At 61.2% G+C, this 23,446-nt stretch carries 20 protein-coding genes and 3 tRNA genes; 8 read left to right on the top strand and 15 right to left on the bottom strand.

Annotated elements, in window-relative coordinates:
- Positions 1-35: 35 nt before the first annotated feature.
- The 5 genes from hisF to LF599_RS10385 form a co-directional block, all read right to left on the bottom strand.
- Positions 36-815, bottom strand: a complete 780-nt coding sequence (hisF, locus tag LF599_RS10405) for an imidazole glycerol phosphate synthase subunit HisF (RefSeq protein WP_279520695.1) — start codon at positions 813-815, stop codon at positions 36-38.
- Positions 805-1,446 carry an imidazole glycerol phosphate synthase subunit HisH gene (gene hisH / locus LF599_RS10400; RefSeq protein WP_279520694.1) on the bottom strand — a complete coding sequence of 214 codons (642 nt, stop codon included), beginning with the start codon at positions 1,444-1,446 and terminating at the stop codon, positions 805-807. The genes hisF and hisH overlap by 11 nt, the downstream gene beginning before the upstream one ends.
- Before the next feature lie 156 nt (positions 1,447-1,602).
- Positions 1,603-2,379: a J domain-containing protein gene (locus tag LF599_RS10395; RefSeq protein ID WP_279520693.1), complete on the bottom strand. Its 777-nt coding sequence runs from the start codon at positions 2,377-2,379 to the stop codon at positions 1,603-1,605.
- Between the two features lie 15 nt (positions 2,380-2,394).
- Positions 2,395-2,832 (bottom strand): YkgJ family cysteine cluster protein, encoded by a 438-nt coding sequence (locus LF599_RS10390; RefSeq protein WP_279520692.1) that lies wholly within the window; start codon positions 2,830-2,832, stop codon positions 2,395-2,397.
- Positions 2,829-3,248: a CoA-binding protein gene (locus tag LF599_RS10385; protein WP_269942503.1), complete on the bottom strand. Its 420-nt coding sequence runs from the start codon at positions 3,246-3,248 to the stop codon at positions 2,829-2,831. The genes LF599_RS10390 and LF599_RS10385 overlap by 4 nt, the downstream gene beginning before the upstream one ends.
- 84 nt (positions 3,249-3,332) lie before the next feature.
- Between LF599_RS10385 and LF599_RS10380 the strand changes: the two genes are divergently transcribed.
- Positions 3,333-4,556: a M24 family metallopeptidase gene (locus LF599_RS10380; protein WP_279520691.1), complete on the top strand. Its 1,224-nt coding sequence runs from the start codon at positions 3,333-3,335 to the stop codon at positions 4,554-4,556.
- 91 nt (positions 4,557-4,647) lie between these two features.
- Positions 4,648-5,019, top strand: a complete 372-nt coding sequence (locus LF599_RS10375; RefSeq protein ID WP_269942504.1) for a hypothetical protein — start codon at positions 4,648-4,650, stop codon at positions 5,017-5,019.
- Between the two features lie 77 nt (positions 5,020-5,096).
- Here LF599_RS10375 and LF599_RS10370 read toward each other — a convergent pair whose 3' ends face one another.
- Both LF599_RS10370 and LF599_RS10365 read right to left on the bottom strand, forming a co-directional pair.
- On the bottom strand, positions 5,097-6,293 hold the full coding sequence (locus LF599_RS10370; protein ID WP_279520690.1) for an iron-containing alcohol dehydrogenase: 1,197 nt from the start codon (positions 6,291-6,293) through the stop codon (positions 5,097-5,099).
- 30 nt (positions 6,294-6,323) lie between these two features.
- A complete protein-coding gene (locus tag LF599_RS10365; protein WP_279520689.1) occupies positions 6,324-8,153 on the bottom strand; it encodes a protein-disulfide reductase DsbD family protein in 1,830 nt (609 codons plus the stop codon).
- Positions 8,154-8,243: 90 nt separating this feature from the next.
- Here LF599_RS10365 and LF599_RS10360 point away from each other — a divergent pair.
- The 3 genes from LF599_RS10360 (at position 8,244) to LF599_RS10350 (ending at position 8,790) form a co-directional block, all read left to right on the top strand.
- Positions 8,244-8,319 (top strand) — tRNA-Lys (locus tag LF599_RS10360).
- Positions 8,320-8,480: 161 nt separating this feature from the next.
- Positions 8,481-8,556 (top strand) — tRNA-Lys (locus LF599_RS10355).
- A 158-nt stretch (positions 8,557-8,714) separates the two neighbouring features.
- Positions 8,715-8,790, top strand: a tRNA-Lys gene (locus tag LF599_RS10350).
- A gap of 233 nt (positions 8,791-9,023) precedes the next feature.
- On the opposite strand, the gene mdoH is transcribed toward LF599_RS10350, so the two are convergent.
- From mdoH to LF599_RS10325, 5 genes are all read right to left on the bottom strand, one after another.
- Positions 9,024-11,120 carry a glucans biosynthesis glucosyltransferase MdoH gene (gene mdoH / locus LF599_RS10345; RefSeq protein WP_279520688.1) on the bottom strand — a complete coding sequence of 699 codons (2,097 nt, stop codon included), beginning with the start codon at positions 11,118-11,120 and terminating at the stop codon, positions 9,024-9,026.
- A gap of 8 nt (positions 11,121-11,128) precedes the next feature.
- Positions 11,129-11,503 carry a hypothetical protein gene (locus tag LF599_RS10340; protein WP_269942511.1) on the bottom strand — a complete coding sequence of 125 codons (375 nt, stop codon included), beginning with the start codon at positions 11,501-11,503 and terminating at the stop codon, positions 11,129-11,131.
- A complete protein-coding gene (locus tag LF599_RS10335) occupies positions 11,487-13,091 on the bottom strand; it encodes a glucan biosynthesis protein (RefSeq protein ID WP_279520687.1) in 1,605 nt (534 codons plus the stop codon). The genes LF599_RS10340 and LF599_RS10335 overlap by 17 nt, the downstream gene beginning before the upstream one ends.
- 336 nt (positions 13,092-13,427) lie before the next feature.
- On the bottom strand, positions 13,428-14,804 hold the full coding sequence (locus tag LF599_RS10330; protein ID WP_279520686.1) for a HAMP domain-containing sensor histidine kinase: 1,377 nt from the start codon (positions 14,802-14,804) through the stop codon (positions 13,428-13,430).
- Complete coding sequence (locus LF599_RS10325; RefSeq protein WP_269942519.1) at positions 14,801-15,499, bottom strand: response regulator; 699 nt, start codon at positions 15,497-15,499, stop codon at positions 14,801-14,803. The genes LF599_RS10330 and LF599_RS10325 overlap by 4 nt, the downstream gene beginning before the upstream one ends.
- 147 nt (positions 15,500-15,646) lie before the next feature.
- On the opposite strand from LF599_RS10325, the gene LF599_RS10320 reads away from it, so the two are divergent.
- From LF599_RS10320 to LF599_RS10310, 3 genes are read left to right on the top strand one after another with little or no spacing between them, the layout of a single operon-like run.
- On the top strand, positions 15,647-17,104 hold the full coding sequence (locus LF599_RS10320) for an efflux transporter outer membrane subunit (protein WP_269942520.1): 1,458 nt from the start codon (positions 15,647-15,649) through the stop codon (positions 17,102-17,104).
- Between the two features lie 2 nt (positions 17,105-17,106).
- Positions 17,107-18,342, top strand: coding sequence for an efflux RND transporter periplasmic adaptor subunit (locus LF599_RS10315; protein WP_279520685.1), 1,236 nt, complete (start codon positions 17,107-17,109; stop codon positions 18,340-18,342).
- Between the two features lie 37 nt (positions 18,343-18,379).
- A complete protein-coding gene (locus LF599_RS10310) occupies positions 18,380-21,493 on the top strand; it encodes an efflux RND transporter permease subunit (RefSeq protein ID WP_279520684.1) in 3,114 nt (1,037 codons plus the stop codon).
- A gap of 58 nt (positions 21,494-21,551) precedes the next feature.
- Here the strand turns inward: LF599_RS10310 and thiE are convergent, their stop codons facing one another.
- The 3 genes from thiE to LF599_RS10295 are packed head-to-tail and all read right to left on the bottom strand — an operon-like array spanning position 21,552 to position 23,301.
- Complete coding sequence (gene thiE, locus LF599_RS10305) at positions 21,552-22,190, bottom strand: thiamine phosphate synthase (RefSeq protein ID WP_279520683.1); 639 nt, start codon at positions 22,188-22,190, stop codon at positions 21,552-21,554.
- The gene (gene thiM, locus LF599_RS10300) at positions 22,187-23,002 is read right to left on the bottom strand and encodes a hydroxyethylthiazole kinase (protein ID WP_279520682.1); all 816 of its coding nucleotides are present in this window, start codon (positions 23,000-23,002) and stop codon (positions 22,187-22,189) included. Before thiM ends, thiE begins: the two co-directional genes overlap by 4 nt.
- Positions 22,999-23,301: an MTH1187 family thiamine-binding protein gene (locus LF599_RS10295; protein WP_279520681.1), complete on the bottom strand. Its 303-nt coding sequence runs from the start codon at positions 23,299-23,301 to the stop codon at positions 22,999-23,001. Before LF599_RS10295 ends, thiM begins: the two co-directional genes overlap by 4 nt.
- Positions 23,302-23,446: the final 145 nt, after the last annotated feature.

Genomic DNA, 23,446 nt, shown 5'->3' with positions numbered 1-23,446 from the left:
GACGGGGCTTCTTTTGTGCTTTCGTCCGTTTGTCGCTACCAAACCATGCGGGTCTGAACGCCGTGATCGGACATGTATTTCTTGATTTCCGGGATAGTGTATTCGCCATAGTGGACGATGGAGGCGATGAGGGCGGCGGTGGCCTTGCCCTCGGTGACGGCGTCGACCATGTGCTGCGGGTTGCCCGCGCCGCCGGAGGCGATGACCGGGATGGTAACGGCCTCGGCCACCAAACGGGTCAGCTCCAGGTCGTAACCGTTTTTGACGCCGTCCGCGTCGATGGAGTTGAGGCAGATTTCACCTGCGCCCAACGCCTCGCCGGTCTTGGCCCATTCGATGGCGTCCATGCCCATGTATTTGCGGCCGCCGTGGATGACGATCTCGAAGCCCGAAGGGATTTCCTCTGAAACGGGCACGCGTTTGACGTCCATGCCGAGCACCACGCATTGGGAGCCGAACCGGGCCGCGCCTTCGCTGATGATGTCCGGGTTCTTGACCGCGCCGGAGTTGACCGAGACCTTTTCCGCGCCCGCGACGAGCACATCGCGCATGTCGTCGACGGAGTTGATGCCTCCGCCCACGGAGAACGGGATGAATATCTGGGAGGCGACCTTTTCGACAACATCAAGGAAGATGCCGCGCGCCTCGTGAGAGGCGGTGATGTCGTAAAAGACGATCTCGTCCGCGCCTTCCTCGTAGTATTTTTTGGCGGACTCGACCGGGTCGCCGATGTCCACGTTGCCTTCAAATTTGATGCCCTTGGTCAGACGACCATTGCGCACGTCGAGGCAGGGAATGACGCGTTTACTCAGCATCGGTGGCCTCCCGGCAGAAATTGTAGAAGTTCCTGAGCATTTGCAGGCCGGGGCGTCCGCTTTTTTCCGGGTGGAACTGGACAGCCCAAAGGCCCTTTCGGCCGTGCACCGAGCAGAAGTCGATGCCGTAGCGGGTGGTGCCGATGACGAACTCCTCCTTGGGCGCCGGATAGTAGCTGTGGACGAAGTAGAAGTCCGCGTCCGGATCGATGCCCTTGAAGAGCTCGCAGTCCTGGAGCAGTTCCACCTGGTTCCAGCCCATGTGGGGAACGCGGATGGAGATGTCCTCGTAATCCACCCAGGAGGGGTTGAAGAGGCGGCATTCACCGGGAATCACTTCCAGGGCCTTGGTGTCGTTCTCTTCGGAGTAGTCCAAGAGAATCTGGCAACCGACGCAGATGCCCAGCACCGGCTTTTTCTGCCAGATGAGTTTCTTGATGACTTCGTCGAGACCGCCGGATTCGAGTTCTTCCATGGCCTGGCCGGCCGCGCCGACACCGGGGAAGATGATGCCGATGGCCTTGTCGAGCTTTTCGGGATCGTTGGTAATTTCATTCGGGATGCCCAGGTGTTCCAATGCCCTGTGGACACTGGTCTGGTTCCCCGCTTTGTAATCGAAGATGGCGAGCATTGGTTCCTCCGCTTGAAACTCGGTATCCTACAGCGACTAGTAAAAATAGCGGGGGAAAACAAGGCTTTTATTTTAGCCTCAAAAATGTATGCCAGGATTGGCAAACGCCCGTTGCGGCGGGGAGTTGGGAGGGATTGCGGAGAGCGGTCCAGGCGGCTATTTCCCGAGGATGCGCAACAGGAGATCGCCCTTGAAGGGACCGAGCCTGCGGCCCAGTCCCTTGAGCCGGATGGGACGGCCGACCACGAAGTCCGTCGGCAACGTTATTTCAATGGTTTTAGCCCCTTTGGTGAAGGGGCGTTCCACTGAAATGCGGATTTTGCGGCCGGGCATGAGGTGCGTTGCCGGGTAGTGGACGGTCTGCTCGAAGTCCATTTGGCCCTTGAGCCAGCCCTTGATGCCCTTGGAGAAGTCGAGATTGATGGTCCGCTCGCCCCAGTGAAGCTGGAGGCTTCGCTTTTTCAGCTCCAACGGCCCCTGGTAGCCGGGCTGTTCCTTGCGGATTTGCGAGTAGATGTCTTCGAAAACCTTCTTGGCAAAGGGATCGTTGAGGATGGTCTTCAGGACCTCCTCTTCCTTATAGTAATACCTCTGGGCCCTGGCCCTGCTGGTGGAACGACGCTTCTTCTCCGCGCCGGGCGGGGGCGTTCTGCGCTGCTGGCGGGCATACGTCTTGGCGCCTTCCTCGCGTTTCGTCTTGGGGCCGCCCGCATCAGGCCCGGGCGCGGCGGAAGACGAAGGACCGTCCGTATCAATGAGCTTTTTGGCCGTGACATAGGCCTCATTGACCACACGGAACCTTTCGGCGGCGGATGCGCTCGGGTTGAGATCCGGGTGGTATTTGAAGGCCAGCTTGCGGAAGGCGGACTTGACCTCTTCCAGGTTCGCCCCGGGGGCGAGCTGAAGCTCCTTGAGGCACTCCTGGAGATTCATGGGACGCGTCCTTGGTTACTCGTCGGAAATCAATGCGTTGGGCGAAGATTCGGGATCATAGCGCAAAAGGTCTTCCTTGCGCAAATACGCGCGTCCCTGGCGGACGAACTCCTCGTGCCCCGCATCGGGATTCACGCCGGGACAGTAATCCTGGATCATCTCCCAACTGGTCTTGTCGATGAGATTGCCTCGGAAATAGGGCCAGGCCCGACAGATGTCGGGACGTCCCGGATGCACGCCGCAACCTTCTTTGAAAAAGACGCAGTAGTTGTTTTCGCCCACGTTGAGATGGATTTTCCCGCCGCGCGTGTGGGCGTATCGGGAGACAAGTTCGTCCACGTCGATGCCCAGGAAGGCGGCCAGACGTTCACGGTCCTTGGCGGTCATGACGATGCCGCCCTCGCCTTGGCAGCAGTGGCCGCACATGCGGCATTCGAAGGCGTTCTCGGTCATCGGTGAATTCCCATGGCTTGCATTTCGACTTTGCTGCAACGATCCTCGACCACGGTAATGCCGCTTCCGGCCAGTATTTCCCGGGCCTCCGGGCTGGAGATGCCGGACTGCATCCAGAAAATCTTGGGCAGAGGGGTCATGGACAGAACCTCGCGGGCATGTGCGGGGCAGAATTGCGGCGCGCGGAACAGGTCAACCATGTCCACCTGCATCGGAATGTCGCCCAGGGCGGAATAGGTGGGCAGTCCCCAGACGTCACTTCGCTTGGGGTGAACGGGGATGACCGTGAAGCCCATTTCGATGAGCGCCCGGCCGACCATGTCCACGGGGCGGCCCGGTTTGTCCACCGCCCCGACAATGGCGATGGTCTTGACCTCGCGCAGCAGGGGAGCTAGCTCTTTTATGTCGATCAGCATTTTCGATACCTCGTTGATTGTGACCGTCCTTGTACAGCAAACCTTTCCGGTTGCCTAGTCGATATATCCCCGAAGGAGTCCCCCATGTTCGAAGCCATAGCCCGCATCCCCGAAGAGGAACTCAAACGTCGCCGGGATTCCGTCCGGCATCACCTTCAGGATCTTGCCCCGGAAGCGGGGGGAATTCTCGTGTTTTCCCGGTTGAACATCTACTACCTGACCGGCACGTTCGGCCAGGGCGTGCTATGGCTGCCTCTTTCCGGCGAGTCCGTGCTGCTCATCCGCAAGGGCGTCAATCGCGCCCGGCTCGAAGCCGGCGTGAAGCACATCCTGCCGTACAAGTCCTATTCGGAACTGCCCGGCTTGTGCGCCGACGCGGGCAGCCCCTTTACGCCGACCCTGGCCGCAGTGATGTCGGGGCTTACCTGGCAGCTCGGAATCATGCTCGCGGACAAGCTCAAGGACTATGCCATCGTGCCGGGCGATCACGCCGTGACCCTGGCCAGGATGGTCAAATCCGAGTTCGAGCTCGATATTCTCCGACGTTGCGGCGAGAAGCACCATCGGTGTCTTTACGACATATTGCCGACCGTGATCCGTCCCGGCATGACCGAGCGGGAGATCGCCCACAAGGCGTGGGAAGCCTTTTTCAGCGAGGGACACATGGGCATCCTGCGGATGCAGGCCCACGGCGAGGAGGCTTTCCTCGGCCATGTCTCGGCCGGTGATTCCGGTAATTATCCCAGTGGGTTCAACGGGCCTCTCGGATTGCGCGGAGAGCATCCGGCCTCCGCCCTCATGGGTAACGAGAACAAGGTATGGGAATTGGGCGAGCCGCTCATGCTCGACATAGGCTTTCAGTTGGAAGGGTATCACACGGACAAGACCCAGGCGTATTTCGCGGGGCCGCAGGAGGCCATGCCCGACGACATCCGCCGCGCTCACGATTTCTGCATTGAGTTGCAGGATTGGATGTGTGCCCATGCCAAGCCGGGCGTTACCCCCGAGGAGCTCTATCGTCATTGCCTGGACGAGGCCGGGACGCGTGGGTATGCCGAGGGCTTCATGGGGCTCGACGAGAACCAGGTCCCGTTCGTGGGCCATGGCATTGGGTTGACCGTCGACGAGTTTCCGCCCATTGCCAGAGGCTTTTCCCTCCCTTTGGAGCAGGGCATGGTCATCGCCCTTGAGCCCAAGCAGGGCATACGCGGCAAAGCCATGGTCGGCGTGGAGAACACTTTCGAGATCACCGCCGACGGCTGCCGATGCATCTCCGGCGACAGATATGACATGATTCCGGTGGAATGACGCATTATTAATGTTGTCTTTTCTGCGCGCTTGAGTACGCTGACGCCGTGCGGGACGGTTTTCACACGCCTGCATCAAACTCGGGGGGATCATGACCTATACGCAGATATTCACCATCAAGGATTCATACTTGTTGTGCATCACGGACGGTGAAGTATCTGATGTCGAGACTTTCATCGAATGGGGCCTGAAGCTCGTGGACAAGACTCGCCATTGTCAGCGGACGCGGGTACTTGTGGACAATCGGACCTTTCGTTTGACCCTGTCGCCTTTGGATATCATCACGTTCGCCAATTTCATGGAGGATCAGGGCGTGGCCAAGCTGGGCCTTCGCCTTGCCGTTCTTTCCAATCCGTACAATCCGGAATCCAGCCGACTCGTGGAGACGGCTCTGGTCAACCGTTCCGCATCATACAAGGGCTTTCAGTCACAGCGGGGAGCTCAGGAGTGGCTCTGTCCCTAGGGCCGGATATCCCTGTGTCGAGACATGAAAAAGGCTCCCGAAAGGGAGCCTTTTTTTGTCGCGTATGGTCGGACGGGCTAATCGTAGGCCGCTTCGAATATGGCGATGACGTCCTCCAGGGACATATCCACGGGGGTGACATCGAAGAGGCCGCCCATGGTGGTCAGGGCGTTTTCTGCCAGCGCCGGAATTTCTTCGCGGGTCACGCCGTAGTCGGACAGCTTTTCGTCAGCCAGGCCGACCTCGGTGATGAGGTTGTCCAGGGCGTCGAGAAAGGCCACGCCGGTCACTTCCTCTTCAACGGTTTCTTCAAGAGTGTCGCCCATGGCCAGGGCCAGGTCGCCGAGGCGCTCCTCGCCGCGCGAGGCCAGGAAACCGAAGTATGCCTTGGACAGAAGCACCAGTCCGGCTCCATGTGGCAGGTTCGGGTGGAAGGCGGACAGGGCGTGTTCCAGGGAGTGCTGGGAAATGCACGAGGAATAGGTTTCGCACAGACCCGCTGCGGTGCAGGCCCAGGCCATGACGGTCCGCGCTTCCAGGTTGTCGCCCTCGGCGACGGCTTGCGGCAGGGTGTGCGCGATGAGGTGGACGGCTTCCAAGGAGAGCATGTCGCTGGCGGGCTGGCGGCAGGTGGCGAGGTAGGCCTCGGCCGCGTGGAAGAACGCGTCCATGCCGGTGTAGGCGGTCTGTCTCGGCGGTACGGAGAGCATCAGTTTGGGGTCCACGACGGACAGGGCCGGGAAGGTGCCGTCATACCCCCAGCCGAGCTTCTCGCGGGAGTCGGTGCCGGATTTGGTTATGACGGTCCACGGGTCGGCCTCGGTGCCGGTCCCGGCCGTGGTGGGGATGGCCACGATGGGCAGTGGCTCGTTTTCCGGGGTCTGGCCGCCGCCGGACCCGGATTGCATGTAGTCCCAATACTTGCCGGAATTGACGGCCATGGCGGCGATGGCTTTCGCCGAGTCGATGGTGGAGCCGCCGCCCAGGCCGACCACGAATTTGACGCCTTTTTCTCGGCAGATGGCTGCGGCTTCATCCACGGCGTCGGATTCGGGGTTGGGCTTGATTCGGTCGTAGACGATGGTTTGGACGTCCTGCTTGGAAAGCAGGGACTGGACGCGGGCCAGGTATCCCTGTTCGATCATGACTCCGGATTCGCCGATGACGATCATGGCTTTGTCGCCCCGGGGCAGGTGCGGGGTGTCCCCCAGCCTGTCGAGGCTGTCGGGGCCGAAGATGATGCGGGTGGGCATGTAGTATTGGAAATTGAGCACGAAGCGTCTCCTCGATGTTTTTTCTCTGATCTAAAGGGATTTCAGCAAGTTTTCAAGTTGGTTCACGGTGTACAGGTCGCGTATGACAACCGGGGTTTGCCGATCGTTCTTTCGGAACACGGCAGCCGTGGGCAGGCTTCGGCTTCCGAGGGCCTCCAACAGGGCTTCAGCCTCGGGATCGCGCTCGGTCATGTCCACCTTGATGAAGCGGACGTTGTACCGCTCCTTCCAGTCCTCGACGTTCTCGCGGGTCATGACCGTTGCTTCGAGGGCCTTGCAGGTTGGGCACCAGTCGGCAGTGAATTCCAGGAATATCCGCTCTTCGCCAAGGTCCTGGTTGAGGACGGCCGGATTGAATTGTTCCCACGGGTCAACTTCTGTCTGCATGGGGGTGGTCCAGTAGACGGTGGCGGCCAGGAGCACGAGCATACTCACGCGCAGAAGGAGCCGGACGCCTTGCCCGGCGGTTTTGGTGCGGAACCACAACCAGCCGCCGAAGAGAATGACCCAAAGCGGGGCGAGAATGCGCAGGCTGGCGTCTCCCAGGGCGATGCCTACCAGATAGAAGGCCGTGCCGAGCAGGAAGAAGGCGATGCCCTTTTCCACATATTCGATCCATGGTCCGGACTTCGGCAGAAAACGGGCCAGGCCGGGATTGAGGATCAGCAGAATATACGGCGCGGACATGCCGAGTCCTATGGACACGAAAACCGTGGCGATGACGACCGGTCCCTGGATGAGCGCCCAGCCGAGCACGCCGCCCAGGAACGGGCCGCTGCACGGGGTGGCCAGAAGGGTGGTCAACATGCCGGTGAAAAAGGCTTGCTTGCGAGGGTCCTTGTTCCCGACGCCGAATTTGAGGTCGATCACCGGCAGATGGAACAGGCCGAACAGACTCAGGGCGAGTGCGCCCATGACGGCGGCAATGCCGAGTACCAGCCAGCGGTCCTGAAAGAGCGCGCCCCAGGCCGAGCCGGTGGCGCCCAGGACAGCGGCCAGGAACAGGAAAAAGGATATTACCCCGAGTACGAAGAAAACGTTGTGCTCCCTGAATGCGCGGATGCGGTCGGGGCCTTTTTCGGCTCCGGCTCCAAGCAGCGAGGAGAGCTTGAGGCTGACCACGGGCAGGACGCAGGGCATGACGTTGAGAATGAGCCCGGCAAGCAGACCCATGAGCACCGCCGAAAGCAGGCCGCGTACTTCGAGGCCGGGCTGGAAATACGCGGGGGTGAACTGCCAGTCCACTATGTGCGCGTTTCCGGTGTCCTCTTTTGTCGAATCTTGCGTTTTGACCTGGCCCCCGCTCATTCCCTGAAATTCACTCCACCAGGGCTGTCCGTCCGCAGGCGGAAGCGTGCCGGTGTCGAGACCCGCTTGGCCGAAAGTCAGATTGACGCGGGCGGGGACACATTTCGTCGGATGGCACAGAAGCAGGTCCAGGGCGAGACTGGTCGGGAAGGGGGCCGTGAGCCCGTCGGGCACGAGAACGAAGAGTTTCGTTCCGTCGAGGTATGCGGCCACGGTGATGGTCGGGTCGTAGGAGTCGGGCTTTTTCTTGCCGGCGGGATAAAATACCTCCAACTGAGTCCCGTCGGCCGCCTTGGCGGTCAGGCTCGTGGGTTTGCCCGTTTCGCCGGGGACGTTGGAATATGAGTACCATTCCTTTTCCATGTGCAGGGTCAGAGCCAGGAGAACGCCTCCGGGCGACCCGGGGCGGATGGCGTCCGCAGCGACGGCGAACGGCTCCACCGAGGTCTTCAAGGGGAGGGAAGACGGCTGCGAAAGGGGCATTGCGGACGTTGCGGAAAGGAGGATGAACAAACTCAGGAGCAACGTGAAAAGGGGTTTTTTTATAATCATTTAAGTCCCATGAAAAAAATGAAAATTAGTTGTTGACTTTTCGGGGGGCGACTTATAAATATCTCTCCGTCGTGACGAACACGGCCGAGTGGGTCACTAGCTCAATTGGCAGAGCAGCGGACTCTTAATCCGGAGGTTCAAGGTTCGATTCCTTGGTGACCCACCACTCAGAATACACACCCCGTCAGAAATGGCGGGGTTTTTTCTTGAGCTGGATCGTGTTTCGAAAAAAAAGACGTGAGCAAGTTGCATGAATGTCCTCGTTGCTGTTGACATTTCCGGGAGCGGCTTATAAATATCACTCCGTCGTGACAAACACGGCCGAGTGGGTCACTAGCTCAATTGGCAGAGCAGCGGACTCTTAATCCGGAGGTTCAAGGTTCGATTCCTTGGTGACCCACCACTCTGAATACACACCCCGTCAGAAATGGCGGGGTTTTTCTTTTGTTGGTGCGGGTTCCGAAAAAAAATGTAGGAAAATTGCATGAATGTCCTTGTTGCTGTTGACATTTCCGGGGAGGCTCTATAAATATCCCCCCGTCGTGACAAACACGGCCGAGTGGGTCACTAGCTCAATTGGCAGAGCAGCGGACTCTTAATCCGGAGGTTCAAGGTTCGATTCCTTGGTGACCCACCACTCAGAACACACACCCCGTCAGAAATGGCGGGGTTTTTTTGTTGCTGCGGTCGAGCCTTGAAACAAATGGCGGCGGTGCGCATCGGAGTCCTCGTCGCTGTATCCGGGATAATTCGTGCCGGATTCCCTGCCTCATGGACGGAAAACCCGGCGCCAATTTCATATTACCCTACACCGGGGTCAGGTCAATGAAATGATGGTTGGCCGAGGATTGGCACACCTTTGGGCCTGGCTCAGTTCCGTTGGAGCCATGCCCTTCGCAATGCGCCGTCGTCGGCCGTCCAAGCCCGGGTATGCACTTCGAGCAGGCCGTCCGGGTCGCGCAGGAGGCAGAGCTTCTCGTCGGGAGTCAGGGCCTCGGGACCATTGCCGAGAATCTTTTCGACCAGTTTCGCGTTGCGTTCGCGGGCCTTTTCCCCGGGCCGCCGCTGGTTTCGGGACAGCAGGGCGCGTCGAAGTCCGTTGACGCCCGGATCAAGCAGGGCGCGCAGGAAGCCCGCTTCGCGCGGGAGTTCTAGGGGAGTGGGCGCGGCTTCCATTTCCTTGGTGAATCGGATCACATCTCGGATTTCGCGGGCCGGTACTGTCTCCTCCGGGATGAGAAGCAGCCCTTTTCGACGGAGCCAGCGTCCAGGGCCGTCATGGCTGGTGAGGACCGAAAGGGGCATGGAGAGGACGATGGGTAGGACGATGGGCGCGATCCACCAAAAGAAGTACGGGGCGTAGAGCCAGACCACACCGCCCCAGAGCAGTCCGAAAATCGCGCCGCCGCCGTGGAAGCGGATCGCTTCGCCCCAGGACGTCGGGCGGTCGTCCCGTTGCTGCGAACCCCAGCCGATCTGTCGTCCGAGAAGGGTGATGCAGACGAATTTGCTGTGAAAGAGCATTCGGATGGGGGCCAGCAGGGCGGAGAAGGCTACCTCCAAAGCGATGCTCGCCAGCAGGCGGAACGCACCGCCGAACTGCTTCGAGCGGCGTGTTTTCAGCACGATCAGGAGATAGCTCAGGATTTTGGGGAAGAACAGCAGCACGCCCGTGGTGGCCAGCAGGATCAGGGCCCAGAGCGGTTGCCACACCGGCCAGGACGGGAACAGGGAGCGCGTGGCGGCGAAGTAGCTCGGGCCGACAACGGCCTGGATAACGGCCTCGGCCGAGGAGAGCATAAGGAAGAGGAACCACAGCAGGGCCGAGACATAACTCATGGCCCCGTTGAGGAACAGGACCCTGTGTGCGGGAAAGAGCCCTTCCGTGAACAGCAGTCGGAGGTGCTGGAGGTTTCCCTGGCACCAGCGGCGGTCGCGCTTCAGTTCCGAAAGCAGGTTCGGCGGACATTCCTCCCAACTGCCGGTCAGGTCGAAGGCGAGGCAGACTTCCCACCCGGCCCGGCGCATGAGCGCGGCCTCGACGAAGTCATGGCTGAGGATGTCGCCGCCCAGCGGGGGCTTGCCGGACAGCCTGGGCAGGCCGCAGTGCTTCATGAACGGCTCGATGCGGATGAGCGCGTTGTGGCCCCAGTACTGGGCGTCCCCCAACTGCCAGAAATGCAGCCCGGCGGCGAACATGGGGCCGTAGGCGCGGTTGGCAAACTGCTGAAGCCTTCCGAGCAGGGTGTCGCGGCCGAAACAGGCCGGGGCGGTCTGCAATATGCCTATCCTGGGGCGGCGCTCCATTATTCGGACCATGGCGTTCAGGGTGTCGCCGCTCATGACGCTGTCAGCGTCGAACACGGCCATGTACGTGTATTCGCTGCCGTGTCGGCGGCAGAAATCGGCCACGTTGCCGCTCTTGCGCTTCAGGTTCACCTTTCGGTTGCGGTAGAATATGCGGCCCTGCGCACCGAGTTCCTTTACCAGATCGGCCCAGGCCGCTTCTTCCTCCATCCATTTGTCCGCGCTGCCGGAGTCGCTCAGGATATGGATGTCGAATTGGTTCGCGCCGGGAGTGCGCTGAAGCGAAAGATACGTGGTCTTGATCCCGGCCATGACCCTTGGCGTATCTTCGTTGCAGATGGGGAACAGGACCGCCGTGCGCGGAAAATCGTTCGGGTCGAACGGCTCGGACAGGGCGCGGCTCGCGGCGAAGCGGTCATAGCGGCGCATGATCGTGAACCACCCCATGATCGCCGTCCAGAATCCGACGGAAATCCAGGCGAAAAGGATGGAGTAGACGATGATGATCGCGAGCTCCAGCGGGGTGGAGCCCTTGTCGGGCAGGACAGATCCCACGTAGGCGCTGGCCATGGCCGAGGGGATCAGGATGAGCAGCGTCAGGACAAGGCGCCGTTTTCCTGTGGAGAATGACAGTCCGGGAACCTGCGAATCGCTTTGCATCGGGTTTCTCATTGGGAAAAGTTCAGCAGGAGGGTCAGGGCCAGCAGAAGCCCGACGACGCCAAGCCAGGCCCAGTGGACGAGGAAGGCGCTGAGGCCGGAGTGCGGCCGACCGAGGTATTGCGCGGGCATATGGCTGCGGTCGATGGGCGGATGGCTCGGCGGATGTGCCGAAGGGGCCACGGCGGGCAACCGCGCGAGCAATGCCTCCAGGGCTTGGGCCGAAGAAGCGTCGCGCGGCAGCTCGCGCAGTGTTTCGAGAACCAGCGCCAGGCGTTGCTCAGTGGGTATGGGGAGTTGTTCCGCATATTCCAGCAGACAACGGGCGGTCAGCTCGCGCCGGGCGTCATCGTCGGACGGCCGGGGGTCAGGGGCGATAGGCATAGTTCCACGTTTCCGTCAGGGTGGTGTCGTTGATTTTCAGGAACGCGCGCAGGTCCACGGGAGCCCGACGGTTGGGCAATACCTTTTCCAGGGCCGAGGGCGCCTGGTCGGGGCGGACCACGAAGGAAAGCCGCCAGCCGCCGATATGCGTGTTTTTCTCCACATGCTGCTCGGTGACGGTCGCGCCCTCGCCGCAGGTTATCACTCCTTCAATGTTGGAAGGAGGTTCAAGGAGATTCAGGGCCTTGCTCCTGAAGTCGATGACGAAGCGTTGTCCGCCGTTGCCCGCGTCGCCGGTTCGAGTGGCGTACGTGTACCCCAGGGGCGGATGGGTGAAGCTGCCGTGATACCACAACAGCCGGTATTCATAGGTTTGCGGGACGCCGATGGGCAGGTCGTCCTCGGGGGTCCAGAAGGCCACGATATTGTCGTGAATCTCCTGGTCCGTGGGAATGTTGATAAGCTCCACGTGACCGTGGCCCCAGTCGCCGCGCGGCTCCACCCACAACGTGGGCCGCCGTTCGTAGTTGGCTTCGAGGTCCTGGTAACTGTGGTGGTTGCGGTCTCGCTGAATGAGTCCGAAGCCTCGGACGTTGTCGGCCCTGAATCCGTTGACCGCCAGCGTTGCCGGGTTGTCGAGGGGACGCCAGAACCATTCGCCCGAGTCGTTCTTGATGAGCAGGCCGTCCGAATCATGCACCTCGGGGCGGAAGTCCCGAACCTTGCGTTCGTCGGTGTTCTCGCCGAACAGGAACATGCTGGTCAGCGGGGCTATGCCGATTTTTTTCACGGGAACCCGCAGGAACAGGGTGGCGGTGACGTCCATGGTGGTGGTTTTCCCGCCCTGGATGACGAAGGTGTAGGCTCCGGTCAGGCTCTTGCTGTCCAGCAGTGCGTGCACGGTCAGGCTTGAACTCCGGCGGGCCGGCTTTTCGATCCAGAATTCGCGGAAATAGGGAAATTCCTCGCCGTCCGGCAGGGCTGTATCCACGGCCAGGCCCCGGGCGGAAAGGCCGTAGACCTGTCCCTTGGCCACGGCCCGAAAGTAGCTGGCTCCCAGAAACACGGCGATTTCATCGAAATATTTTGCGGTGTTGATGGGCCCGTGGATGCGGAATCCGGCAAATCCGAACGGAGTCGGAATCTGTTCGGGCACGGTGTGGTTGTTGCCGTAGTCGAACATCGTCGAATCAAAGGGCAGCCGTTTCGCAGTCCCTTTGTCCACGATATTGATGTCTACAAGTCGATCATAGAAGAGGCCGGGATGGAAGAATTGCAGATGGAAGGGACGGTTTTCCTTTTTCCACAGGGCCTTTTCCGGACGGAAGCGGATGTCGCGCCAAGCGTCGTAGGAGAGGTTGAGCAGGGCCTTGGGCACCTGGCCCTGATTGGGGTCGAACGGGGTTTGGCTCAGTTCCCTGGCCCGGTCCACCACGACCTGGCGGCTGAACCCGCTGTTTTCCACGGCTTCGGCCGTTTGGGCATGGAACGCGCCGGGCAGGAGCAGGGCGAGTATTATGAGGGCTAGCGGGGAGACGCGGTAAAAGCGTCGGCGGACATATCTGTTTTCATTATTGTATTGCATCATTTGGGTCAGTGCTTTTTCTCTTGAGTTTATTCCCTGTCGCGGGGAGGCAAAGTTCAAAAAAAGAAATGCACAGTACGCGATGGATTCAGTATTATCAATTTTGAAACCGTGTTTTTGCTGGAAGAAACTTTTTACTTAATGTTCAGTGTGTTACTGATGGTTTTTGAGGCGAAAACGGGGAGGGGCAGGAGAATCGGGATAAGAGAAAGGCGAGTTTTTCGGTTCGAGCGGGGCGGTTTGGGCGCATCGGCCGAACGTCGGGTAGCCCGGATGAGGCGGGTACCTCTCTGTATCCAGGCGCAGCCTTTTCCCATGGAAAAGGGGAAGCAGGAGCGGTCAGCGCAGCGGCAAGCGTATGGTCATGCAAAATCCTCCGTCGACACTGGACGCGTTGATGGTCCCGGCGTGGTCCTCGACTATTTTGCGGGCGAAGGCCAGGCCAAGACCGTTGCCCTCCACGTTATCGTAGCCAAGCCGCCTGAATGGCACGAACACGGTTTCCAATTCCTTTTCGGACAGAGGCGGATAGGCATTTGTCACCCGGATGGTTGCGATTTCGTCGTCCGATTCGCAGACGATGTCCACCGGGTTGTTGTCCGGGCAATATTTTACCGCGTTGGAGAGCACGTTGTCGAGAACGATGCGCATGTCCTGCTTGCAGCAGCGATAGGGAGGCATGGGTGACAGGTCGAGCCTGACGGGGATATTCCGCCCGCCCGAGAGCGGCCTGACGCGCTCCGCCGCTTCCTCCAGCATTTCCGCCAGGTCGGCCGTATCCTCGCGGGGCGGCGGTTCCTGGAGATCGAGCTTGGAGAGCCTCATAATCTGGTCGATGAGGGAATCCATATGGTTGATTTCCTCTTCCATGCGCCGGACGTGCTTGGAGATTCCGTCCGTACGCCCGGCATCCAGGCGCTCGCGGATGATTTGCTGGGAGATGCGGATGCGCGCCAGGGGGGAGCGCAGTTCGTGGGAGAGGTTTGCGGTCAGCTCGCGTCCGCCCCGGACCATTTTTTCCAGGCTGTTGGCCATGTGGTTGAAGGTCCTGGCCAGCGTTCCCAGCTCGTCCTTCGGACTTTCATCCACCCGGGGGGAGAAGTCTCCCTGCGCCAGTTTTCCGGCCGATTTGGTCATTTGGTTGATGGGCCGGGTGATGCGCCGCGATACCGGGATGAGCAGCAGGGCGGCGACCGTGGCCATCAGGGCCAGCCCTTCCATGAACCATATCTCTTCGTTGCGGGCAAACCACTGATTGAGCAGGTGGACGGTCAGCGGCCCCAGCGGGGTTTCAAGCGGGCCGTAGGAATAGATGGCCCCCTTTTTGCCTTTTCGGATGAAATAGATGCGGTCTCCCTCGGCCGTGACCAACTTGAGGTTCAGCTTCTCCTCGCCGGTCAGGGGACGGGTGCTGAAGGACTTCGCCACGATCTCGCCTTGTTCGTTCTCGATCCATGCCTGGCCGTTGAATGCGTTGGAGTAGATGTCGAGCACGCGGTTGAGGCGGTCGCGCAGTTCCGGGGTGAGCCCGGCCGAATCGCTGATTTCCAGTCCGACGATTTGTTTGAGGGCCTCGGTGCGGTTTTTGGCGTGCAGAGTGAAGGGCGGCCGCATGTGGCCCATCTTGAGCAGCACACCAACGCCCGCAATTGCGACCAGGAGGACCAGGATAAAGGCCAGGAGTATGCGGAGGTAGAGTCGGCTGACTTTCATCATTCACCCACGAACATGTAGCCCGTGCCCCAGACGGTCCTGATGCGCTTGGCATGGGCCGGATACGGTTTGAGCTGGGAGCGCAGCTTGGAGATGTGCACGTCGATGGAGCGGTCGTATGCCGCGAAATCCTTGTCCCAGACCATGTCCATGAGTTCGTCCCTGGTCAAGGCCCGGTCCACGTGGGCCATGAGCGATTTGAGCAGGCGGAACTCCGTTGGGGCCAGTTCGATCTCGTCATGGTCGATGACCAGCACTTGCCGGGAGAGATTCAGGATGAGCCCTCCGGCCCGGATGGATGTGGCTTCGGGCTTGCGGTCGTTGTTGTTTGTCATCCGTCGGAGGACGGCCTTGATTCGGGCCAGCAGTTCGCGGGGATTGAACGGTTTGCCCATGTAGTCGTCTGCTCCGAGCTCCAGGCCCACGATACGGTCCGTGTCCTCGCCCTTGGCCGTGAGCATGATTACCGGGGTGGCGAATTCGGCGCGGATGTCGCGCAGGACTTCGAGCCCGTCTTTGCCGGGCATCATCACGTCCAGCACGATGACGCTGGGATTGAGCGAACGAATGGTCTCCAGGGCCTTGGCGCCCGAGGGGAGGGTGGCCGTGGCGAAGTCGTATTCCTCAAGATATTCCACCACGAGGTCGCGCAGTTTGCTGTCGTCGTCGATAATCAGGATCGGGCCATTGTTTTTCATGATTTGTCCTTACCCATATGCGGCGTGGAATGAAAAGGTTCCTTCGCGTTCTTTTACAATCTTTAACAACTTTTATCATCCATCCAACACTCTGCCGAACTTTTTCCGGTACTTTCGGGGCCAGTGAAATCATACGCGGAGAGGAACGTGACAGGCAGAATTCCATATTGCATTGCGTCCATGGCGGCGGTCTTCCTTCTGGCGATGGCCCTGACGGCCTGCTCGCCGTTCAGGCCGGACGCCCGTACAACGACGCTTGCGCCGTTGCCCGTGGCCTACACCCTGTATTCGGAGCAGCCCCGTGAAATGGGCAAGTGGTGGGAATCCATAGGCAACGCCGAGCTGAACGGTTTGGTTGAGACGGCCCTGGCGGCCAATCTGGACATCATCCAGGCGTGGGCCAGATTGCGCCAGGCGGGAGCCGTCTCCGTGCAGTCCTCGGCGGACAAATACCCGACCTTGGACGCTACGGGCGACTATCAGCATACGCGGTCGAGCGCCAAGGACGGGACCGGTTCTTCTACCACTTCGGAGACTCATGCCATCGGCCTTGAGGCCGGTTACGAGATCGATTTGTGGGGCCGTATTGAGGCCGAAGCCCAGAGTGGACGCCTTGATTACCGGGCATCTCGCGAGGACTTGAACACCTCGGCCATGACCGTGGCCGGTGAGGTCGTCTCCCGTTGGCTGGAAATCCAGTCCCAACGGCGCAAGGAGCGGATCATCGAAGAGCAGATCAAGACCAACGAGACCTATCTTGAACTCATTCAATTGCGTTTTCGCAATTCCATATCCACGGCGTTGGACGTCTATCAGCAGCGTCAGAACCTTGCCAAGGTCAAGGCGCTCCTGCCGCCAGTGAAGTCCCAGGAACAGCTTCTTCTCAACGAGCTGGCCCTGCTTCTGGGCAAAGCCGCCGGGACTGTGGCCGTATCCGACGCCGAGGTCCTGGAACCGCGCGAACTGCCCGGGCTGGGGCTGCCCGCCGACCTGCTCGCGGCGAGGCCCGACGTCCGTTCCGCCGGATTGTCCCTGTCGTCGGCCGATTGGTCCGTAACCGCGGCCAGGGCGAACAGGCTGCCGTCGCTCACCCTGGCGGGGAGCGGGCAGTATTCCGGCGCGCAGCTCGGGACGCTCTTCGATAATTGGATGCTGAGTCTGGCCGGGGCGGTTGTCGGGCCCATCTTCGACGGCGGCTACCGCAAGGCCGAAGTGGACAAGGCCCGCGCCGTGGTGGACGAGAGGCTCGCCGCGTACCGGGAGACCGTTTACACAGCCTTCAAGGAGGTGGAGGACGCCCTGACCGAGGAGAAGTGGCAGAAGGAATACATCGCCGCGCTCTCCGCCCAGCTCGAAGCCTCACGGATCAGCCTGCGGGAAGCCGTGTCCCGATACGCGCAGGGGTTGGACGACTATCTTCCCGTCCTGAGCGCGCTCATGTCCGTCCAGAATCTCGAAGTGACCATGGCCGCGGAGCGGACCAACCTGATGCTTTATCGCGTTTCCCTGTACCGCGCTCTGGGCGGGACCTGGACCGAATCGCTGCCCGATCCCGATAAACGAACCGCTGACATCAACATCGAACAGACAGGAATCGAGGGATAAACATGAACCGTCACTTTAAGAAAATATTGTCGATTTTTCGTCCCAAGGCGTTGATACCGCTTGTCATCCTGGCGGCGGGCGCCATGGGAGCCTACGCGACCGTGATGTCAGCGCCCAAGGCGATGAAGATGCCGCCCCAGGTTATTCGCCCCGGTGTGGAGACTCGTGAGGCGGTCCGGATGGATCACCGGGTGGTCGTGGACGTCATGGGCACGGTCACGGCGGCGAGGCTGATCGCGCTTCAGTCGCAGGTGTCGGGTAAGGTCGTCGGGGTCAGCGGAGAGTTCGTGCCCGGCGGCTATTTCGACGCGGGCCAGGAGATTCTGACCATTGATCCCAAGGATTACGAGCTGGCCGTGCGCGAGGTGGAGGCCGAGGTGGCGGAGGCCGAGTACAACCTTAAGGTGGAGCAGGGGTATCAGAACGTCTCCGCTCGTGAATGGGACCTGTTGCAGGAAGCCGGGCGAGCCACCGAAGCCGAGGCCGAACTGGCGCTGCGCAAGCCGCATTTGGCAAAGGCCAAGGCGGACCTGCGGGCGGCCAGAGCCAAGCTTGAACTGGCGCGCCTCGATCTGTCGCGCACCCGCGTCACCGCGCCTTTCGCGGCCAAGGTCGAGTCCAGGACCGTCGATTTGGGCGCGGCCGTGGCCGTGCAGGGAGACCTTGCTACCCTGGTGGGGACCGACGAGTTCTGGATTCAGGCGTCGGTGCCCGTGGACCGGTTGGGCTGGATCAGTCTTCCGTCCGACAACACCCCGGAGGGGGCGAAGGCCCGGATTGTCTCGGTGGGCGCGGCAGGAGAGTCCGAATGCGAGGGATATGTGGTCCGTCTGCTCCCGGCGCTCGAAGACGAAGGCCGCATGGCCCGCGTGCTTATCACCGTGAAGGACCCGCTCAATCTCAAGGGCGAACCGGGCGTCAATCCGCTCCTTCTCGGCAGCTATGTGTCGGTCAGGATCGAGGGCGGCGAACTCGACAACGTGTTCGCCATTCCGAGGACCGCTTTTCGCGACAACAGCCAGGTCTGGGTTCTTGCCGAGGACGACACCCTGGATATCCGCACCGTGGCCCCGGTCTGGAGGGATGAGGAGAGCATCGTGGTGCGGGAGGGGCTCGCACCCGGCGAACGTATCGTCATGTCCGATCTCTCGGCCCCGGTGCAGGGCATGGCCCTTCACGATGTGAATGAGGACGACGAAATAGCTGTGCCGGGTGCCGGGGAGGCCGACAATGGCTAACGCGGAAAAAAACGCTCCCCGAGGACCTATTGCCTGGATGGCGAGCAATTCCGTAGCCGCCAACCTGCTCATGGTCGTGTTTCTGGTGGGCGGTCTCATCCTGGCCCTGCAAATCAAGCAGGAGGTTTTTCCCGAGTTCTCCATGGATACGGTCACTGTGTCCATCTCCTATCTGGGGGCCAGTCCCTCGGAGGTGGAACAGGGGTGTGTCCTGTCCATCGAGCAGGCCGTGCAGGGGCTTGACGGTGTGAAGGAGGTCACTTCGGTTTCCTCCGAAGGTAACGGCAGCGTGGTGGTGGAAGCCCTGGAAGGGGCGAACTTGCAAAAGCTCGCGCAGGACATCAAAACCGAAGTCGACCGCATCACCTCTTTTCCCGAAGAGGCCGAGGACCCGGTCGTCTCCGAGGTCTCCCATCAACGGCAGGTCCTGTCGGTGGTGGTTTACGGCGATCTACAGGAAACCACCCTGCGCGAGTTGGCCGAGCAGCTCCGCGAGGAGCTTATCGCCAATCAGGGCGTGACACAGGCCGAGTTGTCCGAGGTCAGCGGGCTTCAAATTTCCATAGAGATCCCCCAGAACCGTCTGCGCGCCCATAATCTGAGCCTTGGAGAGGTGGCGGACCGCATTGGCGAGGCCTCGGTAGACCTGCCCGGCGGCGCCATCAAGGCGCAGTCCGGCGAAGTCCTGGTGCGCATGAAGGACCGCCGCGATTACGGCCGCGATTTCGCCCGCATCCCGGTGGTCACCGGCAACGACGGCACCCAGGTGCGCGTGGAGGATATCGCCGAGGTCGTCGACGGGTTCGAGGACGACGACATCATCACCTCATATAACGGCAAGCCCGCCGTCCGTCTGGACGTGTATCGCGTCGGTAACCAGACGCCTATATCCGTGGCCGATTCGGTAAAGGAGACGCTTAAGACCTTCAAAGCCAGGCTCCCGGCGGGCGTGTCCGTGGACATCCTCAACGACATGTCCGAGACATATTCCCAGCGCATGGACCTGCTCCTGGGCAACGGCGTCATGGGGCTCTCCCTGGTTTTCATTTTCCTGGCCCTGTTCCTGGAGCCGAAGCTTGCTTTCTGGGTCGCCATGGGCATCCCCATATCTTTTCTGGGCAGTTTCCTGGTCCTTTCCCTGCTGGGCGTGAGCATCAACATGATAACCATGTTCGCTTTTCTCATCGCGCTCGGCATCGTGGTGGATGACGCCATTGTGGTGGGCGAAAACGTCTTCACCATGCGGCAGGAGGGGCTGTCTCCGCTCGAAGCGGCCATAGCCGGGGCCAGGCGCATCGCCATGCCCGTGGTCTTCAGCGTGTTGACCAACATTGCGGCCTTTATGCCGTTGCTGTTCGTCCCCGGTGTCATGGGCAAGATGTTCTGGGCCATCCCGGTGGTGGTCATAGCCGTTTTCTCGGTTTCGCTCATCGAGAGCCTGTTCGTCCTGCCCGCCCACCTGTCCCATCTGGGCGACAAGCGGAGCCGGGGCATGGCTTGGATTACCCGATATCAGGAGCGTGTGGCCAATGGACTGCTCCGGTTCATTCGAAGCGTCTACCGTCCGTTTCTGGATTGGTGCCTGCAATGGCGGTACGCCACGGTGGCCACGGGGGTCGGCCTGCTTCTCCTGTGCGGCGCATTCGTCGTGAGCGGCCGGTTGGGCTTTACTCTCATGCCGAAGGTCGAGTCCGATTTCGCCTATGCCACGGCCGAGTTGCCCTATGGGTCGCCCGTGGAGAAAACCAAGGCCGTGCGCGACAGGCTTCTGGCCGCGGCCGACAAGGTGACGGCGGAGAATGGCGGCGACCGGCTGGTCGTGGGGGTGGATTCCAAGATCGGCGGGGCGGGCCGAGACATCTCCGGTACGCACGTGGTCAAGATCAACGTGTACCTGGAATCGGCGGATATTCGCCCCATCACCACGCAGCAGTTCGTGGACAAGTGGCGCGAGGAAGTGGGCGACATCGTCGGGCTCGAAGTCCTGTCCTTCGCTTCGGACCGGGGCGGCCCAGGCGCAGGGGCCGCCCTTGAATTCGAGCTCAGTCACTCGGACACCAGGGTTCTGGAGCGGGCGGCTGCCGAGTTGTCCGAGGACCTTGCGCAATATCCGGGCGTCACGGATGTGGACGACGGATTTTCTCCCGGCAAGGATCAGCTCGATTTCAGCATGACCGCTGCGGGCCGCGCTCTGGGGCTGACCGCTCAGGAAGTGGCGAGTCAGGTCCGCGCCGCCTACAACGGAAAGGAGGTTCTGCGCCAGCAGCGGAGCCGCAACGAGGTCAAGGTGGTGGTTCGCAGGCCCGAGCGGGAACGGGTGTCGGAATACGATTTGGAAGAGATGGTGCTCAAGACCCCGGACGGTAAGGAAGTGCTCCTGCGCGACGTGGTCGACGTCAAGCGGGGCAGTGCCTACACCGCCATCAACCGCACGGACGGTCGACGGGTGTTGTCCGTCACGGCGGACGTGGTCCCGCGCGATCAGGCAACCAAGGTCATGCAGAGCGTCCTGGCCGAGGTCGTGCCTGTGCTCAAGGTCAAGTATCCGGGGCTGTCCTGCCGTATGCAGGGGATGCAGGCGGACATGACCGAGTCCACCAACACCCTGTTTGAAGGGTTGATGCTGGCCATGCTCGCCGTGTACGCCTTGCTGGCCATTCCGTTCAAGAGCTACGTCCAGCCGGCCATCATCATGGTCAGCATCCCGTTCGGCGCGGTGGGCGCGATTCTCGGGCACATGGCCTTCGGCTATCCCATCAGCCTTATGAGTTTGCTCGGCATCGTTGCCCTGTCGGGCGTGGTGGTCAACGATTCGCTGGTGCTCATTGACCGGGCGAACCAGTATTGCAGGGAGGGGCGGTGTGCCCACGACGCGGTGCTCGACGCAGGCACGGTCCGGTTCAGGCCCATCCTGCTGACCACTCTGACAACCTTTAGCGGTTTGGCTCCGATGATCCTTGAAACCTCCATGCAGGCCCGGTTCCTCATCCCCATGGCCCTGTCGCTCGGGTTCGGCATTCTCTTCGCCACCCTGATTACCCTGGTGTTGGTGCCGTGCCTGTATATGATTCTGGAGGACATCCGGCGCAAGCTGCACATCATGGCCTTCAAACGGCCGCCCGCAGCATACCGGAATCTGGCCGAAAAATAACGCGGCCCCCGATTGAGGCCGCGTATACGCCCCTGAGCGGGGCCTTGGAGAGGGGGCGTTATTGCGCCCCTTCCTTCATGGCGCGGACCAACGCCCGCGTCGCTTCGGCCGGGGAGGGGGCGGAGCAGATGGCCGACACCACGGCTATGCCCGCCACTCCGGAACCGGACACGGCGCGGGCGTTGTCGCGCTGTACGCCGCCGATTGCCACCAGCGGGATGGAGGATAGCTCCACGGCGCGCCGCAGCCCTTCCGGGCCCCATGGCGTGCCCTTGATGTCCTTCTTGGTGTCGGTGGGATAGACCGGGCCGATGCCGAGGTAATCCACGGGACGGTTCTGGGCGTCCAGAAGTTCGGCTTCGGTGTCCACGGACAGGCCGACGATGGCGTTGGGGCCGATAAGGCGGCGGACGTCTTCGGGAAGCATGTCCGATTGCCCCACGTGCACGCCTTCGACCCCGGCTGCCAGGGCCACGTCCACGCGGTCGTTGATGAGCAGGGGGATGTTGCGCGGTTTGAGCAGTCGATGCAGGGAGCGGGCCAGTTCGACGAACTCTCCGGTGTCGGCGTCCTTTTCCCGCAGCTGGACCATGGTGCAACCGCCCGAGGCGGCCTCGGCCACGACTTCCTCCAGGGAACGGCCCAGGCAGAGGATGCGGTCGGTAACGAGATAGACGAGCAGGTCTTCGGTTCTCATAACGCCGCTACCTTGAGTCTTGCGCGTATCGTGTCCTCGTCGAGGAGGTAGAGCGCGTCGTGCAGATGCATTTGCAGGCTGCCTGGGCCGGGCGAGACCTCGGCGGCTTGTTCTCCGGCGATGTTCATGACCGCGGCGGTGTCCACGGCCGCCTGGAAATAGTCGGGCTGGACCGCGGCGAAGGCTCCGGCAAGGGCTGTGCAGGTGCAGCCGAGGCCCGTTACGCGGGGCATCATGGCCGAGCCTCCGGCCAACCGGATTTCCCGGGACGCGTCGACTACCAGGTCGGTCTCGCCGCTGACCAGAACCACGCAGCCGTACCGCTTGTTCAGTGCCTTGGCCGCGCCCCTGGCCTCGTCCACTTCCATGGAGGTGTCCACACCCTTGGGGCAGCCGTCCTCGCCCGCCACGGCCATGATCTCCGAGGCGTTGCCACGAAGGATGACGGGATGATACTTTTCCAGAAATTCCAGCGAAATGCCGGTGCGCAGCGCATTCACTCCGGCGGCCACGGGATCGAGAATCACGGGCATGTTCATGTCGTTGGCCTGGGTCATGGCCACATGCATTCCCTCCACGTAGTCGTCCGCCAGGGTGCCGATGTTGACCACCAGCGCGCCGGCCAGGTCCACGAGCCCGGGCAGGTCTTCGGCCACATGGTTCATGGCCGGGGAGGCCCCCAGCGCGAGCAGGGAGTTCGCGGTGTTGTTGGTGACCACGTAATTGGTGATGTTGACGATGAGCGGGGCTTGTTCTCGGACCGCTCGCACATCGTTCCAGACCCTTTTTATCAACGTTTCGGAAGCGCTCATTTCAGCAGCTCCCCGACGCTGTCGACCTTGCTTTGCATCCGTCCCGCCTCGCCCGACCGGGAATCGACGGCCAGTGTGAGGTAGACCCGGCCGCAGTCGTTGCGCATGTCGTCGTGGCAACGCTTGATGGTGGCCATGACTTTGTCGAAATCGCCTTCGATGACGGTTCCCATGGCTCCCAGTTCATAGGGCAGCCCGGATTCCCGGACGATCGCAATGGTCCGGGCCACGTAGGGCGCGAGAGACCCTTCGTCCGTCCGTTCCAGGGGGAAGATGCTAAAGGTGGCTACACAACTCACGGTGTCTTTCCTTATTTGAAGTGTATGAAAAGGGACCGCCGAACAAGCGGCCAACCGCCCAAGAATTGACCCATTCCCTTCCGACGTCAATGTTCGGCCTTCAAAAAGCTGTTGTCATGGCCGCCCGAATCATGCCGGGAGGAGG

It is taken from the genome of Pseudodesulfovibrio thermohalotolerans (assembly GCF_021353295.2).
Classification (GTDB): Bacteria; Desulfobacterota; Desulfovibrionia; order Desulfovibrionales; family Desulfovibrionaceae; genus Pseudodesulfovibrio; species Pseudodesulfovibrio thermohalotolerans.
The sequence above is the reverse complement of the archived record's forward strand: the minus strand, read 5'-3'. Positions and strand labels throughout refer to the sequence as shown.